This is a genomic window from Streptomyces sp. NPDC006140, from assembly GCF_040628815.1.
In the GTDB taxonomy this organism is placed as follows: Bacteria; Actinomycetota; Actinomycetes; order Streptomycetales; family Streptomycetaceae; genus Streptomyces.
Window position 1 is genome coordinate 238,319 of the sequence record NZ_JBEXTS010000005.1, and the last position, 23,830, is coordinate 262,148.

The window sequence follows — 23,830 nt, forward strand, 5'->3', positions numbered from 1 at the left end:
TTCCCGTTCGGCACGAGCCTACGTGGTCGGGCCTGCCGCCGCTCCAGCACTCTTTCGAGTGAGTCCCCCTCGCGCCCCATAACCGATCAAGGAATACTTCCGGGCGGAAAAGCGGCGAAAGCTACGCCTTCGCCACCCATTGGGGGGTAGGAAGGGTCCGGCGCGTGTGTCGTCCGTCGCGCAGTGTGATCGGTGAGTGAACCGCGCGTGGTCATTCGTGGTCAGTAGGGAGTGCCGGGTGGGTCAGCCGGAGATGCAGCCCGAGGGGCCGCCTCAGGACGGGCGGGGCGAACAGGCGGCCCGGCTGCGGCCGGGGGATCTGACCGGGCGGGCCTTCCCGCACGGCGACTGGGGCGAGCCGGCGGCCCGGCTGGACGAGCTGTACCGGTGGGTGGAGCGCGGGGCGCTGCAGACGGCCGCCTGGTACCTCGAGGACCGGGTGTGGAAGCGGCGGTCCGCGCGGGCGCTGCGCTGCGGGACGGCGGTGGGGGCGGGCACCGGGATCGCGCTGCCGCTGCTGGATCTGACCGGGGCCGTGGGCGGGGCCGCGCCCTGGGGGTGCCTGGCGCTGCTGCTGGGGGTGGCGTGTGTGGCCGCCGACCGGTACTTCGGGGTGACGTCGGGGTGGATGCGGGACGTGGCGACCGCGCAGGCGGTGCAGCGGCGGTTGCAGGCGTTGCAGTTCGACTGGGCGGCGGAGAGCGTGCGGGAGGTGCTGGGGCCGACGGAGGGGACGGCCGGTGAGGCGGCCGAGCGGTGCCTGACGGTGCTGCGGAGGTTCTCCGAGGACGTGACCGAGCTGGTGCGGGTGGAGACGGCCGACTGGATGGGGGAGTTCCGGAGCGGGGGCGCGCCCGTGGGCGTGCAGGCCGTGGTGTTTCCGGGGGCCGGGCGCGCGGCCGAGACGGTGGGCGGCAACGGACGCTTCACCGTGCCACCGCACGGCGGGGCCCGGCCGAACATGCCTCGCCAGCGACCACCGGAGCCTCGGTGAGCGGGCCGCCGGGTCTGCTGGTGCGGGACCTCAGCCCTGGCCGTCCTGGGCGCACAGCGTCAGGCCCTCCGGCGTCCAGCACGGCAGATGGCCGTGCGTGCGGATGACGTCCTGGCCGTTGCCGCGGGAGAGGTAGGTGAGGAAGCTCGACGCCAGGGAGTCGGCCGGGGGCCGGCCGTAGGTGTAGGCGTACTCGATCTCGCGGTACGGGTAGTCGCTCGTGCCGTCCTCGATGGCGTCGACGGAGGCCGGGTCGCCGTCCAGGCGGAGCGAGTGCAGGCCCTTCGCGCGGGCCGCCAGGTTGAGTTCGCTGTAGCCGATGGCGCCCGGGAGGTCAGCGACCGTGGCCAGCACCTGTTCCGTCGAATCGAGTTCGCAGCGGAGGACGGCCGCCGTCGGATCGTCCTTGTGGACGCAGTCGACGGAGGAGTTGGCGATCTCGCCCCGTCCCAGCACCCGGCGCTGGAACACCTGTCTCGTCCCGGAGTTGGCGTCCCGGCTGACCAGGTGCACCTGGAGGTCGGGGCCGCCGAGCTGGCGCCAGTTGCGGATCTCGCCCCGGTACAGGCGCCGGACGTCCTCCGTCGACAGGTTCCTCAGCCCGACGTCGTCGTTGACCACGAGCGCGAACACGGACACGGCCACCCTGTTCTCACGCAGTTCGGGCAGCCCGGCGGGTTTCGGCCCGTCCGACAGGGCCACCACCGGCGGGGAGCCCTGCTCCTCCCGTGCCGCCCGGGCGCCGGCCGCCGCCAGCTCCCTGATCCCGGCCGTCGACCCGTGCGTGTCCACCTCGATGACCGGGTCGCCCCCGCAGTCCCGCTCGTACTTGCGCGCCACCTCGCGCAGCACGGGCGCGAACGCGGTCGAGCCGGTGAGGGTGAGCGTGCCGCTCGCGCAGCCGATCGGGGGCGGGGTGTCGTCCTGGGCGACGACGATCGTGGCCAGCACGACCACGCTCGCCGTGAGCGCGATGGTGATCAGGCGCGCCGCCCGGCTGAACAGCGGGGGCTTGTCGTCGGGCGTGGCACTGCGGTTGGGGTGCACCTCGCCGTCGCGCAGGCCGCCGACGAGCCGTATCTCGTCGCCGACGTCGCCGCCGGACAGCAGCACGAGCAGCTTGAAGTGGTCACCGCGGTTGAGCGGGACGCGCGGGATGCGCAGCGTGTTGCCCTCGTAGGCGAAGCCGCGGCCTGCGGTGAAGTGGTCCATGATGTGGTCGGTGTCCGACGGCTGGGTCACCGAGACGCCGCGGACGGTGCGGCCCGTGAACACCGCGGTCAGGCCGTGGACTTCGGGGCCGGTGTAGTCGTCACGGTCGATGCCCTGCGAGCCGTCGTTCTCGATGCGCAGCAGGACCAGGGTCGCGTCGGCCATGCCCGGGACCTCGTCGAACAGGCCGAGACGGGGGTTGGCGCGCCCGGAGCGCACGTCGTCGCCGATGGGGCTGTCCATCTGCACGCGGTAGCCGACGCGCTTGCGGCGCGGCACCCGGCGCTCGTACCAGACCATGACGCCCGAGGCGATGATGCCGAGGAGGGCCGTCGCCACGGCCACGAGGTTCTCCGCGCTCAGCCACTCCATCGTGGGTGCCCCCGCCGCCGCCCGGACCGACTCGATCGTCTGGTCACCGTACGGCTGTACGAGCGGGTATCCGGGATTCGTCGGCCCGAATTCGCCGGATGTTCAACGGCCTCGACGGCACCGGGAGTTGGTCACTGCCTCGTGTACGTCAGCCGTTCCCCGCTGCTCGTGTTGACGCGTTGGAGCGTGCCGTCCGGGAGGAGGGTGATCTCGGTGGCCGCGCCCGGGGTGCAGGCGGTGCGAGGCTGTCCGACGGTCACGGTGGACGGGCCGATCTTCAGCGGGCCGTCGCCGTCGGGGGCCGCCGTGAGGTCGCCCTCGAACACGCAGTGGTAGGTGCCGCCTCCGTCGGTGGGGCCGTCCGCCACGAGGGAGAGGACCGTGTCGCCCGGTTCGCCCTGCTGGATGGTGAGCGAGCGGCTGTGCTGCCCGTCGGCGTTGTCGATGGTCGTGGTCCAGGTGCCGAGGTACGACGTCGGGACCGCGCCGTCCGCCGGTGAGGGCGAGGTGGTCGGGGACGGGCCCGGGGTGGTGGGGTCCGGGGTCGTGGGCGCGTCCGTGCTCTGCGTGGGAGTGGGATCCCCGCCGGCCCGGTCGCCCTCACCGCCCTGCATCAGCGCGTACACCGACCCGCCGGCCGCCAGCGCGACGACCAGGGCGATCACGACGAGCAGCGCGGTGGAACGCCCGTTTCTCCGTGGCTCCTGCGGGGGCCCGTACGGCGGTGTCGTGCCGTAGGGCGGCGGACCGTAGGGCGGTGTGGAGCCGAGGCCGCCGTACCCCGGGTACGAGGGCGCGCCACCTGCCGGGGCGCCGGGCTGGGGGTGCTGCTGGGGGTAGCCGTACGCCGGGTACGGAGGCACCGGCGCCTGCGCCTGCGGCACGCCACCGGGGCCGGGGTTCGCCTGCCCGGCCTGCGGGTACACCGGCGCGCCCGGACCGTGACTCGACGGCGGTGTCTGCGGGTGCGCGGGGGCGGCCGGGCCGTGGCTCGGCGGTGTCTGCGGGTGCGCGGGGGCGGCCGGGCCGTGGCTCGGCGGAGACGTCTGCGGGTGCGCGGGGGCGGCCGGGCCGTGGCTCGGCGGAGACGTCTGCGGGTGGCTGCCGGGGGCCGGCGCCGGGGGCGCGGTGGTGCCCTGGCCCGCGACCATGGTGGGCAGATGGTTCAGCGGCGCCCCCTCGCCCGGGCGACCCGGCGGAGGCGGGCCGGGGGCCGCGGCGGGTGCCGTAGCGGGGGGCGGGGGCAGCGCGGACCCTGGGGTCGACTCGTCGGCGGCGGGGGCGTGTTCGGGGGACGCGTCCGGACGAGGAAGTTCCTCGGGACCAGAAGCCTGCCGGCCCCCAGGCCGGTCGGCGGCACTCCCGGCCCCCTCCCCCTCCGGGTCCTCCGCGTCCAGCAACCGCACCGCGTGGCGGCCCAGTTGGGCGACCAGGGCGCTGGGGAGCCAGGGGTCGAGGGCGCGGCCGTCGGCGACGGTGTCGTCCGCGCCGGTGCGCTGCAGGACGCGGTCGAGGGTCGGGCGGGCGGCGGGGTCCTTGCGCAGGCAGTCGCGGACCAGGTCGGCGATGCCCTCCGGGACGCCCTCCAGGTCCGGTTCCTCCTGGGCGATGCGGAACATCAGGGCGTGCACGCCGCTGTTGGCGGTGCCGAAGGGCAGGTTGCCGGTGGCGGCGTAGGCGAGGACCGAGCCGAGGCAGAAGACGTCACACGCCGGGGTGATGCGGTCGCCCCGCACCTGCTCGGGCGCCATGAAGCCGGGCGATCCGACGAGCGCGCCGGTGCGCGTGAGCCCGCCGTCCGTCACCGTTTCCAGCGCGCGGGCGATGCCGAAGTCGATGACGCGCGGGCCGTCGATGGTGACCAGCACGTTGGACGGCTTGAGGTCGCGGTGGACGATGCCGGCCGCGTGGATGTCCTGGAGCGCGTGCGCGAGCCCGGCCGCGAGGATGCGGACCGTCCGCTCGGGCAGGGCCCCGTGGTCGTGCCCGACGACCTGCTGCAGGCTCGGCCCGGCGACGTACCCGGTGGCGACCCACGGCACCGCGGCCTCGGTGTCGGCGTCCAGCACCGGCGCGGTCCAGTACCCGCCGACCCGCCGCGCGGCCTGCACCTCCTGCCGGAACCGCTCGCGGAACTCCTCCTGCGCGGCCAGTTCCTCGCGCACGAGTTTCACGGCGACCGTCCGGCCCCGCTCCGAGCGGGCCAGGTACACGTGCCCCATGCCGCCCGCCCCGAGCCGCGCCAGCAGCCGGTACGCGCCGATGCGCTGCGGATCCCCGGGCCCCAACGTCTCCATCGCTCCGCCGCCTTCCCCCCACACGCGAGCAACGGATCGAGAATAGTGCGGGGCGGGGGCCGGGTGACCTGGGAGACGTCTACGGTTCCGTAACAGGCGGACCGACCTGGTCCAGCACCTTCGACAGCCGTTCGAGCAGCCGTACCGCCTCCGCCAGCTCGGCCTCCCCGAACGCCTCGGCCAGCCGGTCGGCGAAGGCCGCGTGCCCCGGGTCGATGCGGGCGACGGCGGCCCGGCCCTCCCCGGTCGGCGCGAGGAGCTTGGCCCGGCGGTGCGCCGGGTTCGGCCGGTACTCCGCGAGACCGCGTTCCACCAGCAGATCGGCGATGCGCTGCACGCTCTGCCGGGTGATGCCCATGGCGCGGGCGATGCCCGAGACCGGCAGCGGCTCGCCGAGGACCGCGCCGAGGACCTGCCACCAGGCGGCGGTCAGCCCGGCCGGCCGGGCCAGTTCCTCCGCGACGCCGAGGAACTGGCCGTTGAGCCGGAACACCCCGAGGGCGCTGCGGCTGAGCAGGTCCTGCCGCTCCCGGCTCATGCCGCCCCGGCCTTCTCCAGCACGGCGTACGCCGTCGGGTCGGAGTCGTGGAAGAGGCGGTACCAGGCGTCCAGCACCTCGCCCTCGAAGACCCCGAGCAGGCTCAGGATCTCCCGGGCGAAGGCGACGGGTTCGGTCGGGCCCGCGGTGACCAGGCCGCCGTCGGTGACGGCGTCGGCCTCGACGTAGCGCTCGCCGCCCGCGTAGCCGGTCGCGGCGAGGTAGAAGGAGACCGCGCTGGTGTGGGCCCGGTCGTCGAGCAGGCCCTCGCGGGCCAGTCCGGCGGTGGCCCCGCAGATCGCGGCGACCGGGACGCCCGCCTCCAGGAAGGCCCGGGCCTTGCGGGCGAAGGGCGCCAGGTCGTCGCCCGTGTCCCAGAGGTCGGCGCCCGGGAGGATCAGCAGGGAGCTGTCCTCGGGGCGTACGTCGTCCAGGGCCAGGTCGGGCTGGATGCGCAGGCCGCCGATGCTGGTGACCGGGGCGGTGGACGGGCCTGCCGTGCGGATCTCGTGGCCGGCGCGGGCGAGGTGGGCCGTGGCGTGGCCGGTCTCCCAGTCGGCGAGGGTGTCGTAGACGGCGAGATGGACGGGCTTGCGGTCATGGCCGGTGGGGGCTGGCGTGGCGTTCATGGCTCCTCCTCGGGACCCTGTGCCTTATGACAGCATCCTTACATTTCGACAGCATGCTGTCAATGCACTCCACCGTGCCTGGACAACCTGTCGCGGAATGCCGCCGACGCCAGACAGGCCGCCGATACCACCGCCCTCTCCCCGGCGCCTACGCTCGCCCGCATGACCCCTCAGCCGAACCCCGAAGCCGGTGCCGCCGTGAAGGCCGCCGACCGTGACCATGTGTTCCACTCCTGGTCCGCCCAGGAGCTGATCGACCCGCTCGCCGTCGCCGGTGCCGAGGGGTCGTACTTCTGGGACTACGACGGCAAGCGCTACCTCGACTTCAGCAGCGGGCTCGTCTACACGAACATCGGCTACCAGCACCCCAAGGTCGTCGCCGCGATCCAGGAGCAGGCGGCGCGGATGACGACGTTCGCGCCCGCGTTCGCGGTCGAGGCCCGGTCGGAGGCGGCCCGGCTGATCGCCGAGCGGACCCCGGGCGACCTGGACAAGATCTTCTTCACCAACGGCGGCGCCGACGCCGTCGAGCACGCCATCCGGATGGCCCGGCTGCACACCGGCCGCCCGAAGGTGCTCTCGGCGTACCGCTCGTACCACGGCGGCACCCAGCAGGCCGTGAACATCACCGGCGACCCGCGCCGCTGGGCCTCCGACAGCGGCACGGCCGGGGTGGTGCACTTCTGGGCGCCCTACCTCTACCGCTCCCGCTTCTACGCGGAGACCGAGGAGCAGGAGTGCGCGCGGGCGCTGGAGCACCTGGAGACGACGATCGCCTTCGAGGGGCCCTCGACGATCGCGGCGATCATCCTGGAGACCATCCCGGGCACGGCCGGGATCATGGTCCCGCCGCCCGGTTACCTGGCCGGGGTGCGCGAGCTCTGCGACAAGTACGGGATCGTCTTCGTCCTGGACGAGGTCATGGCCGGCTTCGGGCGGACGGGCACGTGGTTCGCGGCGGACCTGTTCGGCGTCACGCCCGACCTGCTGACCTTCGCCAAGGGCGTGAACAGCGGCTATGTGCCGCTGGGCGGGGTGGCGATCTCCGGCGCGATCGCGGAGACGTTCGGGAAGCGGCCGTACCCGGGCGGTCTGACGTACTCCGGGCACCCGCTGGCGTGCGCCGCCGCCGTCGCGACGATCAACGTCATGGCCAAGGAGGGCGTCGTCGAGCACGCGGCCCGGCTGGGCGAGAGCGTCGTCGGGCCGGAGCTGCGGACGCTCGCCGAGCGGCACCCGAGCGTGGGCGAGGTGCGTGGCGTCGGCATGTTCTGGGCGCTGGAGCTGGTGCGCGACCGCGAGACCCGGGAGCCGCTGGTGCCGTACAACGCGGCCGGGGAGGCGAACGCGCCGATGGCCGCCTTCGCCGCCGCCGCGAAGGCGGGCGGGGTGTGGCCGTTCGTGAACATGAACCGGACGCACGTGGTGCCGCCCTGCAACGTGAGCGAGGCGGAGCTGAAGGAAGGCCTGGCCGTCCTGGACGCGGCGCTCTCCGTGGCCGACGAGCACACCGGTAAACACCTGTAAACCCGTCAGTAACAGACATCCTCGCGCCTCATTCGAACGCGTAAGGTGGCGTGCCCGTAGACATATACGCGCACGCCACCCGAACGCGACGAGGGAGACGCCCTGACCATGCCCGGCAGCACCGGCAACGGCGCCGTCACGCGCAGCACCCTGCGCCAGCAGATCGCCGAAGCGCTTCGCGACGAGGTGCTGGCCGGGCGTCTGCAGCCGGGGCAAGAGTTCACGGTCAAGGAGATCGCCGAGCAGTACGGGGTGTCCGCGACGCCGGTCCGGGAGGCGCTGGTCGACCTCTCCGCGCAGGGTCTGCTCGACGCCGACCAGCACCGCGGCTTCAAGGTGCACGAGTACTCGGTCGAGGACTTCCGCGGCATGATCGAGGCGCGCGGTCTGGTCATCGAGGGGATGTTCCTCGCGCTGACCGAGGGACGCCCGAACGCCGTGCGTCCCGACGATCCCCGGGCCGCCGCCGTCGTCGCGGGGGTCCGCAGGCGCGGCGAGGAGGCGCAGCGCGCCGCCGCCGCCGGTGACCTCACCGTCCTCATCGGCTACGACCTGCGCTTCTGGCGCGAGCTCGGCGCCTGCTTCGGCAACCCCTACCTCGCCGACTTCCTGCACCGGCTGCGGGTCCAGACCTGGGTGTGCGCGGTGCAGCACCTGCGCCGTCTCACCGACCTGCGCGGCGAGCTGTGGGCCGGTCACACCGAGCTGGTCGACGCCCTGATCGCCCGCGACAACGACACGGCCCGGGCGATCATCGCCGACTACAACGCCCACGCGCTGGCCCTGATCGAGCGCCTCGCGGCCGGATGACCCGCGTCGCCCCGGCCCGGCTGGGTATGGGACATGCACGGCGGGAGCCGTGAGCGTGCCGCACCGATACCCTTCCCTGACCACCGTGCTACCCGACCACCGCGCTGAGCGAGGAGCCTTCTTTGGCCTGTGATCTGTGGCTGGTACCGCTAGTCGACGTGTTGTGCCACACGCCGGACAACCCGTTCGCCGAGGAACTCGCGCAATACAACAAGGTGCTCGCCGAGGCCGGGCTCCCACCGGTGCCGGTGTACCAGTACATGCCGGGCCTGTCGGGCGACGTCGCCCCGGTCGCGGGCTTCGACTACGACGCGCTGCACTTCCTGCGCCGCGCCTACCTGCTCCAGGTGTGCGGTCTGCCGGTGACGCCGGTGGACGAACTGGGCGGGGACTACGAGCAGTTGCTGGAGATGTTCGAGTCGACGGCCCAGCAGTCGCACCTGGTCTGGCACTACGACCACGCGGGCGCCTACGTCCCGGTCGACTTCCCGAGTCCGCTGGCCGACGACGAACTGCTGGCGGGCGGCGGCCCGCTGGGCTCCTCGCACGCCCTGCTGCGGGAGCTGGAGCTGGTCGCCCCGGCCCTCGGCATCGACCCGGCCAACCCGCCGGCGGCCCCCCAGCCGCCGCTCGTCCCCACGGAGCTGGAGGAACCCGCCGTCCCCGCCCCGTACGACCCCAGTCCGTTCGCCCGTGAACGCCATGTCTGGCTCGGCCTGCACGCGGCCGTGACCCGGAGCCTGGCCCAGGGGTCGATGATCGTCTTCAGCTGAGGGTCAGGCCAGCTGGGAGAGGCCCTTCTGGAGGTCGTCGCCGTTCATGATCGGGAAGACCTCGACGTCGGCGTTGAGGTCGTTGAAGAACGGTTCGAGCAGGGGCGGGAGCTGGGCGCTCTCCTGCATGTCGAAGACCATGAAACACGTCCTGCGGCCCCCGCAGGGCCCGTAGTAGGCCGCCTCGGGCTTCAGCTTCTCCAGGGCCTCCTGCATGATCTGCGGCATCTTGCCGCCCCGGATGGCGTCGTTGCCCTTGTCGGTGTCCAGCGTCGCCTTGAGCATCACACGCATAGCACTCACTTCTTCCGTCTCGGGGTGGTGGTGGCTGCTGCGAATCGCAGGCTCAGACTATGACCGGATTTGCCGCTTATGCCCCTCCACTGCTCCATCGGGAGCAGACAGCACGACGCCCCGGCGACCGCGAAGGTCGCCGGGGCGTGACGCGCGTGCCGGCCGAGGGGGGCTGTGGGACGGTGTCGACCGACGAGCCCGTCCGGTGCGGCTACAGGAACGAGTTGATCTCGATCGTCTCGTCCCGGCCCGGGCCCACGCCGATCGCGGAGATCGGGGCGCCGGACATCTCCTCCAGCGCCTTCACGTACGCCTGGGCGTTCTTCGGCAGGTCGGCGAAGGTCTTCGCCTTGGAGATGTCCTCGCTCCAGCCCGGCAGCATCTCGTAGACCGGCTTGGCGTGGTGGAAGTCGGTCTGGGAGTAGGGCAGCTCCTCGACGCGCTTGCCGTCGATCTCGTACGCCACGCAGACCGGGATCTGCTCCCAGCCGGTGAGGACGTCGAGCTTGGTGAGGAAGAAGTCGGTCAGGCCGTTCACGCGGGTCGCGTAGCGGGCGATGACCGCGTCGAACCAGCCGCAGCGGCGGTCCCGGCCGGTGGTGACACCGCGCTCCCCGCCGATGCGGCGCAGGGCCTCGCCGTCCTCGTCGAACAGCTCGGTCGGGAAGGGGCCGGCCCCGACGCGGGTGGTGTACGCCTTGAGGATGCCGATCACGCGGCTGATCTTCGTCGGACCCACGCCCGCGCCCGTGCAGGCGCCGCCCGCGGTCGGGTTGGACGAGGTGACGAAGGGGTACGTGCCGTGGTCGATGTCCAGCAGGGTGCCCTGGCCGCCCTCGAACAGGACGACCTTGTCCTCCTCCAGCGCCTGGTTGAGGACCAGGACGGTGTCGGCGACGTACGGCGCGAGCTTGTCGGCGTAGCCCAGCAGCTCCTCGACCACCTGGTCCACGGCGATCGCGCGCCGGTTGTAGAGCTTGGTGAGGATCTGGTTCTTGACGTCGAGGGCCGCCTCGACCTTCTGCGTGAGGATCGACTCGTCGTAGAGGTCCTGCACGCGGATCCCGACGCGGTTGATCTTGTCGGCGTAGGTCGGGCCGATGCCGCGCCCGGTCGTGCCGATCTTCCGCTTGCCGAGGAAGCGCTCCGTCACCTTGTCCACCGTCACGTTGTACGGCGTGATGATGTGCGCGTTTCCGCTGATGAGGAGCTTGGACGTGTCGACACCACGCTCGTTCAGACCGCTCAGCTCGGAGAGCAGGACCGACGGGTCGACGACGACGCCGTTACCGATGACCGGCGTGCAGCCGGGGGACAGGATTCCGGAAGGGAGGAGGTGGAGGGCGTACTTCTGGTCGCCCACGACCACCGTGTGGCCGGCGTTGTTGCCGCCCTGGTAGCGCACTACATAGTCCACCGAACCACCGAGCAGGTCGGTGGCCTTTCCCTTGCCTTCGTCACCCCACTGAGCACCGAGCAGCACAAGTGCGGGCACGCGCGTACACCCCTTCCGGGCGGGGCATGTCCATGGTCGAGGGCGAACGCGGAGCGTCTGCAGCCGCGTCACCGCGACCGCCGTTGGCCGCCAACCGTCGGACCGGATGCCCCGGAATAGACGAAGCCCCTGGCGCAATAGCGCAAGGGGCTCTTGCACAAAGATGCTACCCGAGGAAGCGAGGCATGGCCGAGGTGGCGACTTCCGCGACGTCCGAGCAGCTGCTGGTGGTCATCGACCCGGTCGCCCGCCGGTCGGACGGCGAGTCCGTACGGATCGCGAAAGACGTGCTCGGAGCGGGTGCCGCCGTGAAGCTGTGCCTGCCGGACGGCCCGGAGGAGTTCGCCCGGGCGTTGCGCCGGCGGGGCTCGCGGCGCCCGGTGGTGGTGGGCGACGACCGGGCCCTGATCCGCGCGGTGTCGCTGCTGCACCGGCACCGGGAGCTGGCCGGATGTGCGCTGTCGGTGGTGCCGGTCGGGGGCGCGCTGTCCCTGGCCCGGTCGCTGGGCGTGCCGACGGGGACGGTGGCGGCGGCGCGGACGGTGCTCGACGGGGTGGAGCGGCGGATGGACCTGCTCGTCGACGACAGCGACGGGGTGGTGCTCGGCGCACTGCGCATACCGCCGGTGACGGCCGCCGCGCAGGCGCCGGACCCCGAGACGGCCCCGGGGCACCCCTGGCTGCGGACCTGCCAGTACCTGGTGCGCACCCTGGTCCCGGCCGGCCGCCCGTCCCGGCCCCCGTCCGCGCCCGAGCCCGGCCCCTCCCGGCTGCGGGTCGAGGTCGACGGCGAGACCCTCGTCGATCTGAACCAGCCGGTGGAGGCGGTGTCGGTGTCGCCGGGGGCCGCCGGGGTGGCCTCGGTGGAGGTCCGTCCCGTGTCCGTGGGCGCCGAGGCGTCGCCGCTGCTCGCGGAAGGCCGGACGGTGACGGTGTCGGGCGCGCACTTCCGCTACCGGGCGGACGCGCTGGTGTCGGGGCCGGTGCGCACCCGCACCTGGGTGGTGCGCGAGGGCGCCTGGGGGCTGACCGTGCCGGCGGCGGGGTGAGCGGGTCCGCGGCCGGGCTCAGCCCTGAAGCGTGTTGCCGAAGGTCTTCTTCCGGTGCTCGCGCCAGCGTTCCATCAGGGCGGCGAGTTCGCCGTCGAGGAACTCGAAGAACGCGAGCGTCTCGGCCATGCGGCGGCCCGCCGGGGTGTCGGCGCCGAGGCTGGCGACGCCTTCGCGCAGGGCGCTCTCCCACCGCTTGAGGACGGCCTCGCGGTTGGTCAGCGCCTCGTACCACTGGTCGCCGTGCACCCGGTAGCGCTCCCGGCGCGAGCCGGGCTCACGCTCGCGCGAGACCATGTGCGTCTGGGCCAGGTAGCGGACCGCGCCGGACACGGCCGCCGGGCTGATGCGCAGCTGCTCGCCCAGTCCGGCGGAGGTCATCGAGCCCTCGTCGGAGGAGAGCAGCGCGGCGAAGACCCGGGCGGGCATCCGGGGCATGCCGGCCTCGACGAGGTGCGCCGCGAAGGACTCGACGAACCTCGACACCGCCTCCGCGTCCCGGCCGTTGCTGGCTGAATCCGTCATGCGGACCACCCTATCCGGGATTCATACGCTTCCTTAACTTCACAAGTTTCTGAAGAAAGCGTAGCTTCTGAAGCATGACGAAGGCCATCACCGTCTCCGGACTGCACAAGTCGTTCGGGCGGACGCACGCACTCGACGGGCTCGACCTGGAGGTCGCCACCGGCGAGGTCCACGGCTTCCTCGGCCCCAACGGCGCAGGGAAGTCCACCGCCATCCGGGTCCTGCTCGGCCTGCTGCGCGCCGACTCGGGCGCCGCGCAGGTGCTGGGCCGCGACCCGTGGGCGGACGCGGTGGAGGTGCACCGCCGCATCGCGTACGTCCCCGGGGACGTGACGCTGTGGCGCAACCTCTCCGGCGGCGAGGTCATCGACCTCTACGGCCGGCTGCGCGGAGGCCTGGACGCCCGGCGCCGGGCGGAGCTGACCGAGCGGTTCGAGCTCGACCCCACGAAGAAGGGCCGCACCTACTCCAAGGGCAACCGGCAGAAGGTCGCCCTGGTCGCCGCGTTCGCCTCGGACGTCGACCTGCTGATCCTGGACGAGCCCACCTCGGGCCTCGACCCGCTGATGGAGGAGGTCTTCCAGCGGTGTGTCGCGGAGGAACGCGACCGGGGCCGCACGGTCCTGCTCTCCTCCCACATCCTCAGCGAGGTCGAGGAGCTGTGCGACCGGGTGAGCATCATCCGCAAGGGCCGCACGGTCGAGAGCGGGTCGCTCGCCGAGCTGCGCCATCTGACCCGCACCAGCGTGGTCGCGGAACTCGCGGGTCCGCCGAACGGACTGGCGGACCTGCCCGGCGTGCACGACCTCGACGTGCAAGGGCGCCGCGTCCGGCTCCAGGTCGACACCGACCGGCTGGACGGTGTCCTGCGGTCGCTGACCGAGTCGGGCGTGCGGTCGCTGACGTCGACGCCGCCCACGCTGGAGGAACTCTTCCTGCGGCACTACCAGGCCGAGGCGGCGACCCGATGACGGCCTTCGCGGTGCGGCCCGGCAGCTCACGCCAACTGGCCGGGACGGGCACGCTGTTGCGGTTCGCGCTGCGCCGCGACCGGCTGATGGTCCCGGTGTGGATCGCGGTGAACGCGCTGATGGTGCTCTCCATGCCGGGCACCCTGGAGGGCCTGTACGGCACCCCGGCCGAGCGGGCAGACCTGGTCCGGCAGATGGAAACCAACTCCTCGCTGCGGGCGATGGTCGGCCCCGTCTTCGGCGACTCGCTGGGCGCCCTGACGGCCTGGCGGGTGGGCGTCTACGCGGGCGCCCTGGCCGCCGTGATGAGCCTGCTGGTCGTCGTGCGGCACACCCGGGACGAGGAGGAGAGCGGCCGTCAGGAGCTGGTGGCGTCCGGGATGGTGGGCCGCAAGGCGTCCCTGACGGCGGCCCTGCTGGCGGCGGCGGTCGCGAACGCGGTCCTGGCGCTGCTGCTCACGGCCGGGCTGGCCGGACAGGGCACGGCCGGGGCGCTGGCGCTCGGGCTCGGCATCGCCGGCGTCGGCATGGTCTTCGCCACGCTGGCGGCGGTCGTCGCGCAGCTGACGGAGAGCGCGCGGCTGGCCCGCGGCCTGACGGCGGCGGTGCTCGGCGCCGCGTTGGTGCTGCGCGCGGCGGGCGACTCGGCGACGGACGACGGCTCGTCGGTGCTGACCTGGCTGTCACCGCTGGGATGGCTGGAGAACCTGCGGCCGTACGCGGACGAACGCTGGTGGGTGCTGGCGCTGCCGGGTGCGGCGGCGCTGCTCCAGGGGGCGGTCGCCTACGCCCTGGCCGGGCGCCGTGACATCGGCATGAGCTTCCTGCCGACGCGGCCCGGACCGGCCTCGGGCCGGCTGGGCAGCGCGGGCGCGCTGGCCTGGCGGTTGCAGCGGGGCGGCGTGCTGGGCTGGAGCATCGGCTTCTTCCTGGCCGGTGCCGTCTACGGCGGCATGACCGAGGGGGCGGCCGACCTGGTCGGCGACAACGCGAACGCCCGGCGGATCATCGAGCGGATGGGCGGCCAGGCAGGCCTGACGGACGCCTTCCTGGCGTCGATGATCGGCATGCTGGGCCTGGTCGCGGCGCTGTACATCGTGGCGTCCGTACTGCGCCTGCACGGCGAGGAGACGTCCGGCCGGGCGGAGCCGGTGCTGGCGAACGCGGTCGGGCGCCTGCGCTGGGCCGCCGGGCACCTGGTGATCGCCTTCGGCGGATCCGCCCTGATCATGCTCCTGGCCGGTCTCGGCTTCGCCGCCGGCTACGGCAGGCAGGCCGGCCCGATCCTGGGGGCGTGCCTGGTGCAGCTCCCGGCGGTGTGGGTGATCGGCGGGGTGGCGGTGCTGCTGCACGGCGTCCTGCCCCGGGGGGCCGCGGCGGCGTGGGCCGTCGCCGGGGCGGTCCTGCTGATCGGCTGGGTCGGTCCCGCCCTGGACGTGCCGCAGGCGGTCCTGGACATCTCGCCGTTCGGTCACCTGCCGAAGCTGCCCGGGGGGTCCATGGAGTGGGGGCCGGTGGGGGTGCTGACCGGGCTGGCGGTGGTGCTGGTGGCGGCGGGGCTCGCCGGGTTGCGCGGGCGGGACCTGTCGACGTGATCAGTCGACGTACTGTTGGAGCTCCTCGGTGTCGAGTGCGATACCGAGGGGCTCGGGGAGGGTGAGGGTGCCGCCGAACCTGACCATGTGGACGTCCCGGTACCCGAGCGCGGGGTCGGGATCGCTGTGCACGGCCGTCCAGCGGGTGTCCCGGTCGACCAGCAGGTAGAGGGGGATCCCGGCACCGGCGTAGGACCGGGGCTTCGCCACGCGGTCGCGGTGGTGGGTGTCCGGGTCGTGCGAGGTGATCTCCACCGTCATCAGGGCGGTCCCGGGGTCGGCCCAGGCGCCCTGGCCCGCGAAACTCCCCTTCGGCGCGAGCACCCCGTCGGGCAGGGCGCGCCCCTCGCCGTGCTCCTCCACCCGCAGGCCGAGGTTGGGGTGGAGGCCGAGGTCGGGGCGGGCCTCCAGGCATCGGCAGGCCAGCCACGCGGCCATCGCGCCGTGGTTGCCGTTCCTCGCCTTCCTGACCCCGAGCCGCCCGCCGATGAACTCCAGTGAGACCGTCTCGATCTCGCGTGCCGTGAACTCGGCGAGCGCCTCGAACTCGCCGACCGACAGCTGAGCCGACGGCTGCCGCACCTCGACCACCATGGTTGCTCCCCTCTCAGGCCCACCAGCCTGCCGAGCCACCGGTGTCCGACCGGCCCGATCCCCCCACGATCATCCGAACGGATGATCAGCCCACCTCCACGGCCAGCCCCTCCAACCCCCTGATCACGAAGTTCGGCTTCCGCTCCGGCTCGGCGGCCAGGCGCAGCGTCGGCGCCTTCTCCAGCAGCGCCCCCATCGACGCCGCCAGCTCGATCCGGGCCAGGGGCGCGCCGATGCAGTAGTGGATGCCGGCGCTGAAGGAGATGTGCGGGTTGTCGGCGCGGGCGAGGTCGAGGCGGCCCGGGTCGGCGAAGACCTCCGGGTCGTGGTTGGCGGAGCCGAAGAGCATGGCGATCTCCGCGCCGCGCGGGATCGTCGTGCCGGCGATCTCGATCTCGTCCAGGACCCAGCGCTCGAAGAGCTGCAGCGGGGTGTCGTAGCGCATCAGCTCCTCGATCGCGGAGGGGATCAGGGAGTGGTCCGCGCGCAGCAGCTCCAGCTGGGACGGGTTGCGGAACAGGGCGTACCAGCCGTTGACCGTGGCGTTCACCGTGGCCTCGTGTCCGGCGTTCAGCAGCAGGACGCAGGTGGAGATCATCTCCTGCTCGGTGAGGCGGTCGCCCTCGTCGTGGGCCGCGATCAGGCCCGAGACGAGGTCCTCGCCGGGTTCCTCGCGGCGGGCCGCGATCAGCTCGCGCAGGTAGTCGGAGAACTCGACCGACGCCCGGACCGCCTTCGCCGCCGTCTCCTCGGACGGGTTCAGCTCGTACATCCCGCAGATGTCCGCCGACCAGGGGCGCAGCGGGGCCCGGTCGGACTCCGGGATGCCCAGCATCTCGGCGATCACCGCGACGGGCAGCGGCTCCGCCACGTCCTTCAGCAGGTCGCCGCCGCCCCGCTCGACCAGGGCGGCCGCCAGCTCGTCCGCCAGGCCCCGCACGTACGGCTTCAGCCGCTCCACCGTGCGCGGGGTGAACGCCTTCGACACCAGGCGGCGGATCCGCGTGTGGTCCGGCGGCTCCAGGTCGAGCATCCCGTGGTCGTTGAGCGTGTGGAACGGCTCGTGCTCCGGCGGGGGCGCGCTGCGGCCGAACTCCTCGTGCGTGAAGCGGTGCTGGTACGTCCGGCCCAGGCGCCTGTCGCGCAGCAGGGCCGAGACGTCCGCGTGGTGCGGGACGAGCCACTGGTTCGTGGGCTCGAACCAGTGCACGCGGCCCCGGGCACGCAGCTCGGCGTAGGCGGGGTACGGGTCGGCGAGGAACGCCGGGTCCCACGGGTCGAAGAGGGCAGCCATGCCAGGACGCTAGCCCCACACCCCCCTCACTGACCAGGGGCGTTCCTTGAACGGCGGGCCCGGCTAGCCGGGTGTCACCAGCCGCGCCTCGTAGGCGAACACCGCCGCCTGCGTGCGGTCCCTGAGGCCCAGCTTCACCAGGATCCGGCTGACGTGCGTCTTGATCGTCGACTCGGCGACGACCAGCCGCTCGGCGATCTCCGCGTTCGACAGGCCCTGCGCGATGAGGACCAGCACCTCCGTCTCCCGGTCGGTGAGGTCGCCGTACGCCGCCTGCGCGGAGGGCATCAGGCGCGGGGTCTCGGAGAGCTTGGAGAACTCGGTGATCAGCCTCCTGGTCACCGAGGGGGCCAGCAGCGCCTCCCCGGACGCCACGACCCGCACCCCGTCGGCGAGCTGGCGGGCCGAGGCGTCCTTGAGGAGGAAGCCGGAGGCTCCCGCGCGCAGCGCCTGGTACACGTACTCGTCCAGGTCGAACGTCGTGAGCACCAGGACCTTCGCCGCGCCGTCGGCGGCGACGATCTCGCGGGTCGCCTCGATGCCGTTCAGCTCGGGCATGCGGATGTCCATGAGCACGACGTCCGGGGCGAGCTCGCGGACCTTGGCGACGGCCTCCCGGCCGTTCACCGCCTCGCCGACGACCTCGATGTCCGGCATCGCGTTCAGCAGGACCGAGAAGCCCTCGCGGACCATCATCTGGTCGTCCGCGATCAGGACCCGGATGGTCATGCGTCGTCCTCGTCCGGCAGGGCGACCGGCAGGAACACCGTCACCTCGTAGCCTCCGTCGTCCGTGCGGCCCGCCGTCATCTCGCCGTTCAGCATCGACACGCGCTCCCGCATGCCGGTGATGCCGTGCCCGGCGCCGGGCGAGGGCTTGATCAGGCTCGGGTTGGGCGGCGGGCCGTTGACGACGCGCAGGCCCAGGCCGCCGAGGACGTACCCGATCTCCACCCGGGCGGTCGCGCCGGGGGCGTGCCGCAGGGTGTTGCTCAGCGCCTCCTGCGCGATCCGGTACGCCGACAGTTCCACGCCCTGCGGCAGCTCCCGCACCGCCCCGGTCACCGCCTTGTCCACGTTCAGCCCGGCCTCCCGCACATTGGCCAGCAGCCCGTCCAGGTCGGCGAGGGTGGGCTGCGGGGCGTCCGGGGCCTCGTAGTCCTCGGCGCGGACGACGCCCAGGACGCGGCGCAGCTCGGTCAGCGCCGCGACCGCGTTCTCCCGGATGGTGGCGAAGGCCTTCTCCAGCTCCGGCGGCGGGTTCTCCACCCGGTAGGGCGCGGCCTCCGCCTGGATGGCGACCACCGACATGTGGTGCGCGACCACGTCGTGCAGCTCGCGGGCGATCGTGGTGCGCTCCTCCAGCAGGGTGCGCCGGGACCGCTCGTGCGCGGTGACCGTCTGCTGGGCGGTGACCTCCTGTACGGCGTCCCGGCGGATGTGCCAGACGGTGACGCAGAGCAGGATCATGGCCGAGAAGACCAGCATGGGGCCGGAGTTGGTGCCGTAGTAGTAGGTCGGGCCGAAGCCGGCGTCCACGATCAGGGCGTACAGGGCGGTCAGCGCCCACATCCAGCCCGCCGTGCGCGGCCTGGTGCGTATGGCCACGACGGTCAGCACGGTCAGGTGGCAGGCGAAACTGCCGGCCTGCCACGGCCAGTCGCCCCAGCCGCTGCCGATCATCCCGGTGACGGGGGTCGCGGCCATGGACAGCCAGAACGCCAGCACCGGCCGGAGCATGGTCAGCAGCACCGGGAGCACGGTCAGCGGAGCGACCAGCAGCGCCTCGCCGTCGGTGTCGACGCCGGAGAGGAGGAGCGTGATCAGGGCCGCCGTGGCGATCAGTGCGTGCGGCGTCCAGGTCGCGTACTCGCGCAGGCGGGCGGGGAGCCGCCGGATGATCCGCCCGTCGGTGCGTCCGCGGGGCAGCGGCCGGTAGGCGAACGCGTTGTGGAAGAGGTCCTGCCGCAGCCCGCGCAGGGAATCCACCGCCACCCGGTACTCCGGGCTGCGCGTTCTCGCCCCGTCCCCCGGCGGCATGGTCTGCAGGTGAGTCGTCTCGGTCACGTACAGAACGGTAGGCGTACCCCCGGGTCGCGGTCGTCCCCATGGAGGGGGGTTCCTCCGGGTCCTCCTCAGGTACTACGGCGGGGCCCGCGCGCTCAGTACCCGGAGGGCCGCACCAGCCCCGACTCGTACGCGAACACCGCCGCCTGCGTCCGGTCCCTGAGGCCCAGCTTCACCAGGATCCGGCCCACGTGCGTCTTCACCGTCTGCTCGGCCACGATGAGATGCCGGGCGATCTCCGCGTTCGACAGGCCCTGCGCGATCAGGGACAGGACCTCCGTCTCCCGCTCGGTCAGGTCGCCGACGCGCTCCTTGAGCGGGGCGCGGGGCCTGCCGTCGAGGCGGGAGAACTCGGCGATCAGCTTGCGCGTGATGACCGGCGCGAGCAGCGCTTCCCCGGCGGCCACCACCCGGACCGCCTCGGCGAGCTGCTCCGAGGACGCGTCCTTCAGCAGGAACCCGGAGGCCCCGGCGCGCAGCGCGTCGTACACGTACTCGTCGAGGTCGAAGGTGGTGAGGACCAGCACCCTGATGTCCGGGTGCGCGGCCGTGATGCGCTCGGTGGCCTCGATGCCGCCGACGCCGGGCATGCGGATGTCCATGAGGACGACGTCGGGGGCGGTCTCGGCGGCCTTGGCGACGGCCTCCTCGCCGTCCCGGGCCTCGCCGACGACCTCTATGTCGGGCTGCGTGCCGAGCAGCACGGTGAATCCCTGCCGGACCATGCCCTGGTCGTCGACGATGAGGACCCGGATGGGGTCGCCGGTGCCGCTCGTCATGGTGTCCTTCCCTCGCGGTCGGTGATGCGGTCGGTGCCCGGGGCGTCGGCGGGCGGGGTGTCCGGGAGGAAGGCGGTGACCTTGAAGCCGTCCCAGTGCCACGGGTGGGCCGTCATCGTGCCGCCGAGCATCGCCACGCGCTCCCGCATGCCGAGCAGCCCGTGCCCCGCCCCGGTCGAGGGCGGCGGGGGCGCGGTCGGGCGGCCGTTGACGACCTCCACTTCCAGGCCGTCCGCCGCGTAGGTGAGGCGGACGGTGATCCGCGCGCCCGGCGCGTGCCGCAGGGCGTTGCTGAGCGCCTCCTGCACGATCCGGTACGCCGACAGCTCCACCCCGGGCGGCAGGGGACGCCGCTCGCCGTTGATCTCGGTGAGGACCTCGCGGCCGGCGGCCCGGGTGTTCTCCACCAGCGCGTCGAGCCGGTCCAGCGTGGGCTGCGGGGCGTGCGCGCCGGTCGTGTCGCCCGGGTCGGCGGTCTCCCCCGGCTCCGGATGCTCCGAGCGCAGCACGCCCAGCACCCGGCGCAGCTCGGTCAGCGCCTCCAGCGCGTTCTGCCGGATGCCGGCGAGGTTCTCCTTCAGCTCGTCGGGCGGGTCCTGGACGAGGTGCGGGGCGACCTGCGCCTGGATGGAGATGACCGACATGTGGTGGGCCACCACGTCGTGCAGCTCCCGGGCGATGCGGCTGCGCTCCTCCAGCAGGGTCCGCCGGGTGCGTTCCTCCGCGGTGAGCGTGGTCTGCTCGACGAGTTCCGCGCGGGCCTCGCGGCGGCCGCGCAGGGCGGTGCCGACGATCACGACGACGGTGGACAGGGACAGGGCGAGCACGCCGGTGGTGTCGTAGTGCCCCGCTGGCTCCAGGCTCTCGGCGACATAGGTGAGCAGCGCGGTCACGGCCAGGGCCGCGATCGCCGCCCGGGTGGGCACCCGCAGCGCGAGCAGCAGCAGCACGAACAGCTCGGCGACGATGCCGGCCGCGGTCCAGGGCCAGGTGTAGGTCTCCGGGTCGAAGCCCAGCCGGCCACGCACGGCCACGGCACCCAGGAGGAAGGCGGCCATGGACAGCCACCACGCCGGGACCGGCCGCCACAGACCCAGGACCATGGCGCCGCCCTGCCCGCCCGCGACCAGGAAGGCCAGGAGAGGGGTCAGGTGGCCGTTGTCGCTCATGTCGCCCGTGCCGCCGACCGTCACGCCGAACGCGGCCAGGCACACCAGGCCGTGCGGCAGCCAGCGCAGCCAGGTGGAGGGCGGCAGCGGGTCCGGCCGGAGGGTCCACAGGTCCGCGCGCACGTCCCGCAGCCAGCCCATGACGCGCGCCCGCAGCACACGCCCCACCCCCCTGTCCGTCACGCGGCCCAGCCTAGACATGCCGTGCCTTCGCCGCCGCACCCCTGCCGGAGGGGCGGTGCGTGCGCACCACGCGCGATCCCCGGTCCCGGCCGCCGCCCCGCTCGAAGGAGCGGAACGCGGCCCAGCAGACCGCGAGGGCCAGGGCGAACACGGGCAGCCACAGCAGCCGGGCCTCGACCCAGCCGAGACCGTCGGGCCGGGTGTGCAGGCCGGGGAGGCGGCCCGCGAGGAGGCCGGTGGCCGTGGTGGCCATCAGGGCCGTCTGGTGCCAGAGGAACACGGTCATCACGGAGAGGTTGACGAGCGCCACCGCCGCCCAGGCGACGGGCCGGCGCATCGCGCGCCGCAGCCGCTCGCGCAGCAGCAGGGCGAGACCGCACTGGGCCAGGCCGAAGCAGACGACGGCCAGCGTCGGCGGGTCCAGGTTGGACGTGCCCTCGCCCGGGACGCCGACCATCGACGCCGGGTAGCCCGCCCACGCCACCAGCGCCGCCGTCGCCACCGCCCCGCCGACGAGCAGCACCCAGCCCGCGCGGCGGTGCTCCAGCTCGCCTCTGGTCCAGGCCGCGCCGAGCGTGAAGGGCACCAGCCAGCCCGCCGCGACGTTCACCCAGCCCAGCCAGGAGGGCCCGCCGAGGCCGAAGCGCAGCAGGTCCACGTGGAGGACGACGGCCAGCGGCCAGAGCGGGTGCAGCCGGGTCAGCAGCGGGGTCGCCGCCGTCAGCGCCGCGAACACCACGAGGAACCACAGCGGTGACAGGGCCAGTTTCACCAGCGTCCGGACCGTCCCGTACTCGGCGCCCGACAGCAGCAGCGCCGACGCGGCGACCGTCCACAGGCCGAGGACGGCCGGCACCGGCTTGAACAGCCGGGTCAGCCGGCCCGTGAGCCAGCGGTGGTAGGGGACGCCCCGGGCGCGGGCCGAGGCGTAGCCCCGGGTGGCGACGTGGCCGCCGACCAGGAAGAACACGGCGAGCGTCTGGAACAGCCAGGAGATCGGCGCCAGCCAGGGCATGTGCTGCAGCGGGCTCGCCGTGCGCAGGGCGCGGCCGTCGGCGACCAGGGCCGTGACCAGCCAGTGCCCGAGGACGACGCCGAGGACCGCGGCGGCGCGCAGGGCGTCCACGGCCCGGTCGCGGTCGGCCGGGGTGGCCTCGTCGATCCGGTCGGCCTCCCGCCGCAGGGCGCGGGGGATGGCGCGCACACCGATGTCAGTCATGGGTCACCGCCTCGGTCTCGCCCAGGACGATCCGCGCCAGGTTGGCGAGGGACGTCGAACCCGGGCTGAAGTAGTCGCTGTGGCCGCCGTCGCCGGCCGCGAAGACCCGGGCGCCGAAGGCCCGGGAGACGGGGTCGGTGCCGAAACCGACCGTGGTGCCGAACAGGCCGGCGCTGACGTGCGGGACGTGCGCCACCCAGTCGTCGGCGCCGCGGGCCGCCCAGACGCGGGCGCGGGTGTGCAGGGCGGCGGCGGAGCCGGCGCCGGTGCCGGGGCTGCCGACGAGCGCGATGTCGTCGACGGCGAGTCCGGCCGCGGCCCGCCCGCAGACGACCGAGCCGTAGGAGTGGCACAGCAGCGCGATGCGCGGGGCGCCGGCCGAGACGGCCCGCAGGTCGGCCACGAGCGCGCGCAGCCCCGGGGCCGCCTGCTCCGCCCTGCCGGTCGTCGTGACGGTCGTGCTGACCGTGCCCGGCGTCTCGTAGCCCAGCCAGGCCACGACCGCGGTGCTCGTGCCCGCCGGGGCCTGCCGGGCGAGCTGCCCGTACAGGGCGGAGGCGGCGGCGTGGAACCGGCCGTAGGTGTCGAGGCTCGTGTCGGAGCCGGGGACCAGGACGGCGACGCGGTCGGCCCGGGCGAGGTCACCCAGGACCTCCGTCACCCGGCCGGGGCCGCGGCCGTCGAACCGGAGGAGGTGCCGGGCCGGGGCGGCCAGGGAACGGTCCGTCGCGGCCCGGTCCGGGTCGTGGTGGGCCGCGGCCATGCGGGCCGCCTCGGCGGCGTTGGCGCGGTTCGCCGCGTACACGTCGGCGAGCGTGGCCGCGCTGAGCGGCGCGAGGGACGCGGGTGCCGGAGCGGGGATGTCCGGACGCACAGCGCCGGAGAGCGGGAGCACCACCGCGCCCGTGACCAGGGCGGCGAGCACGGCCCGGCGCCACCGCACGGCGCGCCGGCGGTATCCCGATGCCCACCCCATGGTCGTCCCCCTCCACCGCACCCGGCCATCGGGTCCGTGTGAAAGGGAAGGTACGGAGCCGGCCCCGTCGTCCGCGTCCCACCGCGGAGCTCACCTCGGGAGTGGCTCTCAGGTACTACGGGTATGACCGGGGACGGACGCTACGGCGTCGTGCGCGACGGCCACTGACGGCGTCATGCGGACGGCCACTGACGGCGTCATGCGGACGGCCAACACGGCGTCATCCGCGTCGGCCACCACCGCGTCATCCGCGAACAGCCACCACCGGGTCAAGCGCGACGGCCACCACCGCGTCATCCGCCAACGGCCACCCCGCGTCATCCGCGAACAGCCACCACCGGGTCAAGCGCGACGGCCACCCCGCGTCATCCGCGAACGGCCACCCCGCGTCATCCGCGAACAGCCACCACCGGGTCAAGCGCGACGGCCACCCCGCGTCATCCGCGAACGGCCACCCCGCGTCATCCGC

The 23,830-nt window shown here is 73.5% G+C and carries 23 protein-coding genes; 7 read left to right on the forward strand and 16 right to left on the reverse strand.

Annotated features, from left to right (window positions below):
• Positions 1–238: 238 nt before the first annotated feature.
• Positions 239–994 carry an SLATT domain-containing protein gene (locus ABZ386_RS16685; protein WP_351339488.1) on the forward strand — a complete coding sequence of 252 codons (756 nt, stop codon included), beginning with the start codon at positions 239–241 and terminating at the stop codon, positions 992–994.
• Positions 995–1,024: 30 nt separating this feature from the next.
• On the opposite strand, the gene ABZ386_RS16690 is transcribed toward ABZ386_RS16685, so the two are convergent.
• The 4 genes from ABZ386_RS16690 to ABZ386_RS16705 form a co-directional block, all read right to left on the reverse strand.
• Positions 1,025–2,578, reverse strand: a complete 1,554-nt coding sequence (locus ABZ386_RS16690) for a substrate-binding domain-containing protein (RefSeq protein WP_358964965.1) — start codon at positions 2,576–2,578, stop codon at positions 1,025–1,027.
• A gap of 131 nt (positions 2,579–2,709) precedes the next feature.
• On the reverse strand, positions 2,710–4,875 hold the full coding sequence (locus tag ABZ386_RS16695; protein WP_358964966.1) for a protein kinase: 2,166 nt from the start codon (positions 4,873–4,875) through the stop codon (positions 2,710–2,712).
• Positions 4,876–4,954: 79 nt separating this feature from the next.
• Positions 4,955–5,413: a MarR family transcriptional regulator gene (locus ABZ386_RS16700; protein ID WP_114254457.1), complete on the reverse strand. Its 459-nt coding sequence runs from the start codon at positions 5,411–5,413 to the stop codon at positions 4,955–4,957.
• Positions 5,410–6,042, reverse strand: coding sequence for a type 1 glutamine amidotransferase family protein (locus ABZ386_RS16705; protein ID WP_356502883.1), 633 nt, complete (start codon positions 6,040–6,042; stop codon positions 5,410–5,412). Before ABZ386_RS16705 ends, ABZ386_RS16700 begins: the two co-directional genes overlap by 4 nt.
• 162 nt (positions 6,043–6,204) lie before the next feature.
• On the opposite strand from ABZ386_RS16705, the gene ABZ386_RS16710 reads away from it, so the two are divergent.
• From ABZ386_RS16710 to ABZ386_RS16720, 3 genes are all read left to right on the forward strand, one after another.
• A complete protein-coding gene (locus ABZ386_RS16710; protein WP_358964967.1) occupies positions 6,205–7,569 on the forward strand; it encodes an aspartate aminotransferase family protein in 1,365 nt (454 codons plus the stop codon).
• A gap of 108 nt (positions 7,570–7,677) precedes the next feature.
• Positions 7,678–8,379: a GntR family transcriptional regulator gene (locus ABZ386_RS16715; RefSeq protein WP_355718757.1), complete on the forward strand. Its 702-nt coding sequence runs from the start codon at positions 7,678–7,680 to the stop codon at positions 8,377–8,379.
• Between the two features lie 122 nt (positions 8,380–8,501).
• On the forward strand, positions 8,502–9,152 hold the full coding sequence (locus ABZ386_RS16720; protein ID WP_351339471.1) for a hypothetical protein: 651 nt from the start codon (positions 8,502–8,504) through the stop codon (positions 9,150–9,152).
• A 3-nt stretch (positions 9,153–9,155) separates the two neighbouring features.
• Here ABZ386_RS16720 and ABZ386_RS16725 read toward each other — a convergent pair whose 3' ends face one another.
• Together ABZ386_RS16725 and ABZ386_RS16730 are read right to left on the reverse strand one after the other, a co-directional pair.
• Entirely contained in the window at positions 9,156–9,446 is a 291-nt protein-coding gene (locus tag ABZ386_RS16725) for a DUF3303 family protein (protein ID WP_031116038.1), read from the reverse strand.
• Between the two features lie 211 nt (positions 9,447–9,657).
• Positions 9,658–10,941 carry an adenylosuccinate synthase gene (locus ABZ386_RS16730; protein WP_037765086.1) on the reverse strand — a complete coding sequence of 428 codons (1,284 nt, stop codon included), beginning with the start codon at positions 10,939–10,941 and terminating at the stop codon, positions 9,658–9,660.
• Positions 10,942–11,126: 185 nt separating this feature from the next.
• Between ABZ386_RS16730 and ABZ386_RS16735 the strand changes: the two genes are divergently transcribed.
• Positions 11,127–11,990: a diacylglycerol kinase family protein gene (locus ABZ386_RS16735; protein ID WP_351339466.1), complete on the forward strand. Its 864-nt coding sequence runs from the start codon at positions 11,127–11,129 to the stop codon at positions 11,988–11,990.
• Between the two features lie 18 nt (positions 11,991–12,008).
• Here the strand turns inward: ABZ386_RS16735 and ABZ386_RS16740 are convergent, their stop codons facing one another.
• Positions 12,009–12,515: a MarR family transcriptional regulator gene (locus tag ABZ386_RS16740; protein WP_351339464.1), complete on the reverse strand. Its 507-nt coding sequence runs from the start codon at positions 12,513–12,515 to the stop codon at positions 12,009–12,011.
• Between the two features lie 74 nt (positions 12,516–12,589).
• On the opposite strand from ABZ386_RS16740, the gene ABZ386_RS16745 reads away from it, so the two are divergent.
• Together ABZ386_RS16745 and ABZ386_RS16750 are read left to right on the forward strand one after the other, a co-directional pair.
• Entirely contained in the window at positions 12,590–13,486 is an 897-nt protein-coding gene (locus tag ABZ386_RS16745) for an ABC transporter ATP-binding protein (protein ID WP_351339461.1), read from the forward strand.
• Entirely contained in the window at positions 13,483–15,081 is a 1,599-nt protein-coding gene (locus ABZ386_RS16750) for an ABC transporter permease (RefSeq protein ID WP_358964968.1), read from the forward strand. The genes ABZ386_RS16745 and ABZ386_RS16750 overlap by 4 nt, the downstream gene beginning before the upstream one ends.
• Here ABZ386_RS16750 and ABZ386_RS16755 read toward each other — a convergent pair whose 3' ends face one another.
• The 9 genes from ABZ386_RS16755 to ABZ386_RS16795 all read right to left on the reverse strand — a co-directional run.
• The gene (locus tag ABZ386_RS16755; protein ID WP_351339456.1) at positions 15,082–15,675 is read right to left on the reverse strand and encodes a Uma2 family endonuclease; all 594 of its coding nucleotides are present in this window, start codon (positions 15,673–15,675) and stop codon (positions 15,082–15,084) included.
• An 85-nt stretch (positions 15,676–15,760) separates the two neighbouring features.
• Entirely contained in the window at positions 15,761–16,969 is a 1,209-nt protein-coding gene (locus tag ABZ386_RS16760) for a cytochrome P450 (RefSeq protein ID WP_358964969.1), read from the reverse strand.
• A 63-nt stretch (positions 16,970–17,032) separates the two neighbouring features.
• Positions 17,033–17,698, reverse strand: coding sequence for a response regulator transcription factor (locus tag ABZ386_RS16765; protein ID WP_114254445.1), 666 nt, complete (start codon positions 17,696–17,698; stop codon positions 17,033–17,035).
• Entirely contained in the window at positions 17,695–19,035 is a 1,341-nt protein-coding gene (locus ABZ386_RS16770) for a histidine kinase (protein WP_358964970.1), read from the reverse strand. Before ABZ386_RS16770 ends, ABZ386_RS16765 begins: the two co-directional genes overlap by 4 nt.
• Positions 19,036–19,130: 95 nt before the next feature.
• Positions 19,131–19,814, reverse strand: a complete 684-nt coding sequence (locus ABZ386_RS16775; protein ID WP_351339447.1) for a response regulator transcription factor — start codon at positions 19,812–19,814, stop codon at positions 19,131–19,133.
• Positions 19,811–21,184 (reverse strand): sensor histidine kinase, encoded by a 1,374-nt coding sequence (locus ABZ386_RS16780; protein WP_355718778.1) that lies wholly within the window; start codon positions 21,182–21,184, stop codon positions 19,811–19,813. The genes ABZ386_RS16775 and ABZ386_RS16780 overlap by 4 nt, the downstream gene beginning before the upstream one ends.
• Positions 21,177–22,385: an acyltransferase gene (locus ABZ386_RS16785; protein ID WP_358964971.1), complete on the reverse strand. Its 1,209-nt coding sequence runs from the start codon at positions 22,383–22,385 to the stop codon at positions 21,177–21,179. The genes ABZ386_RS16780 and ABZ386_RS16785 overlap by 8 nt, the downstream gene beginning before the upstream one ends.
• Complete coding sequence (locus ABZ386_RS16790) at positions 22,378–23,361, reverse strand: alpha/beta hydrolase (protein ID WP_358964972.1); 984 nt, start codon at positions 23,359–23,361, stop codon at positions 22,378–22,380. Before ABZ386_RS16790 ends, ABZ386_RS16785 begins: the two co-directional genes overlap by 8 nt.
• A gap of 244 nt (positions 23,362–23,605) precedes the next feature.
• On the reverse strand, positions 23,606–23,830 hold a 225-nt coding region (locus ABZ386_RS16795; protein ID WP_358964973.1), incomplete at its 5' end, for a hypothetical protein.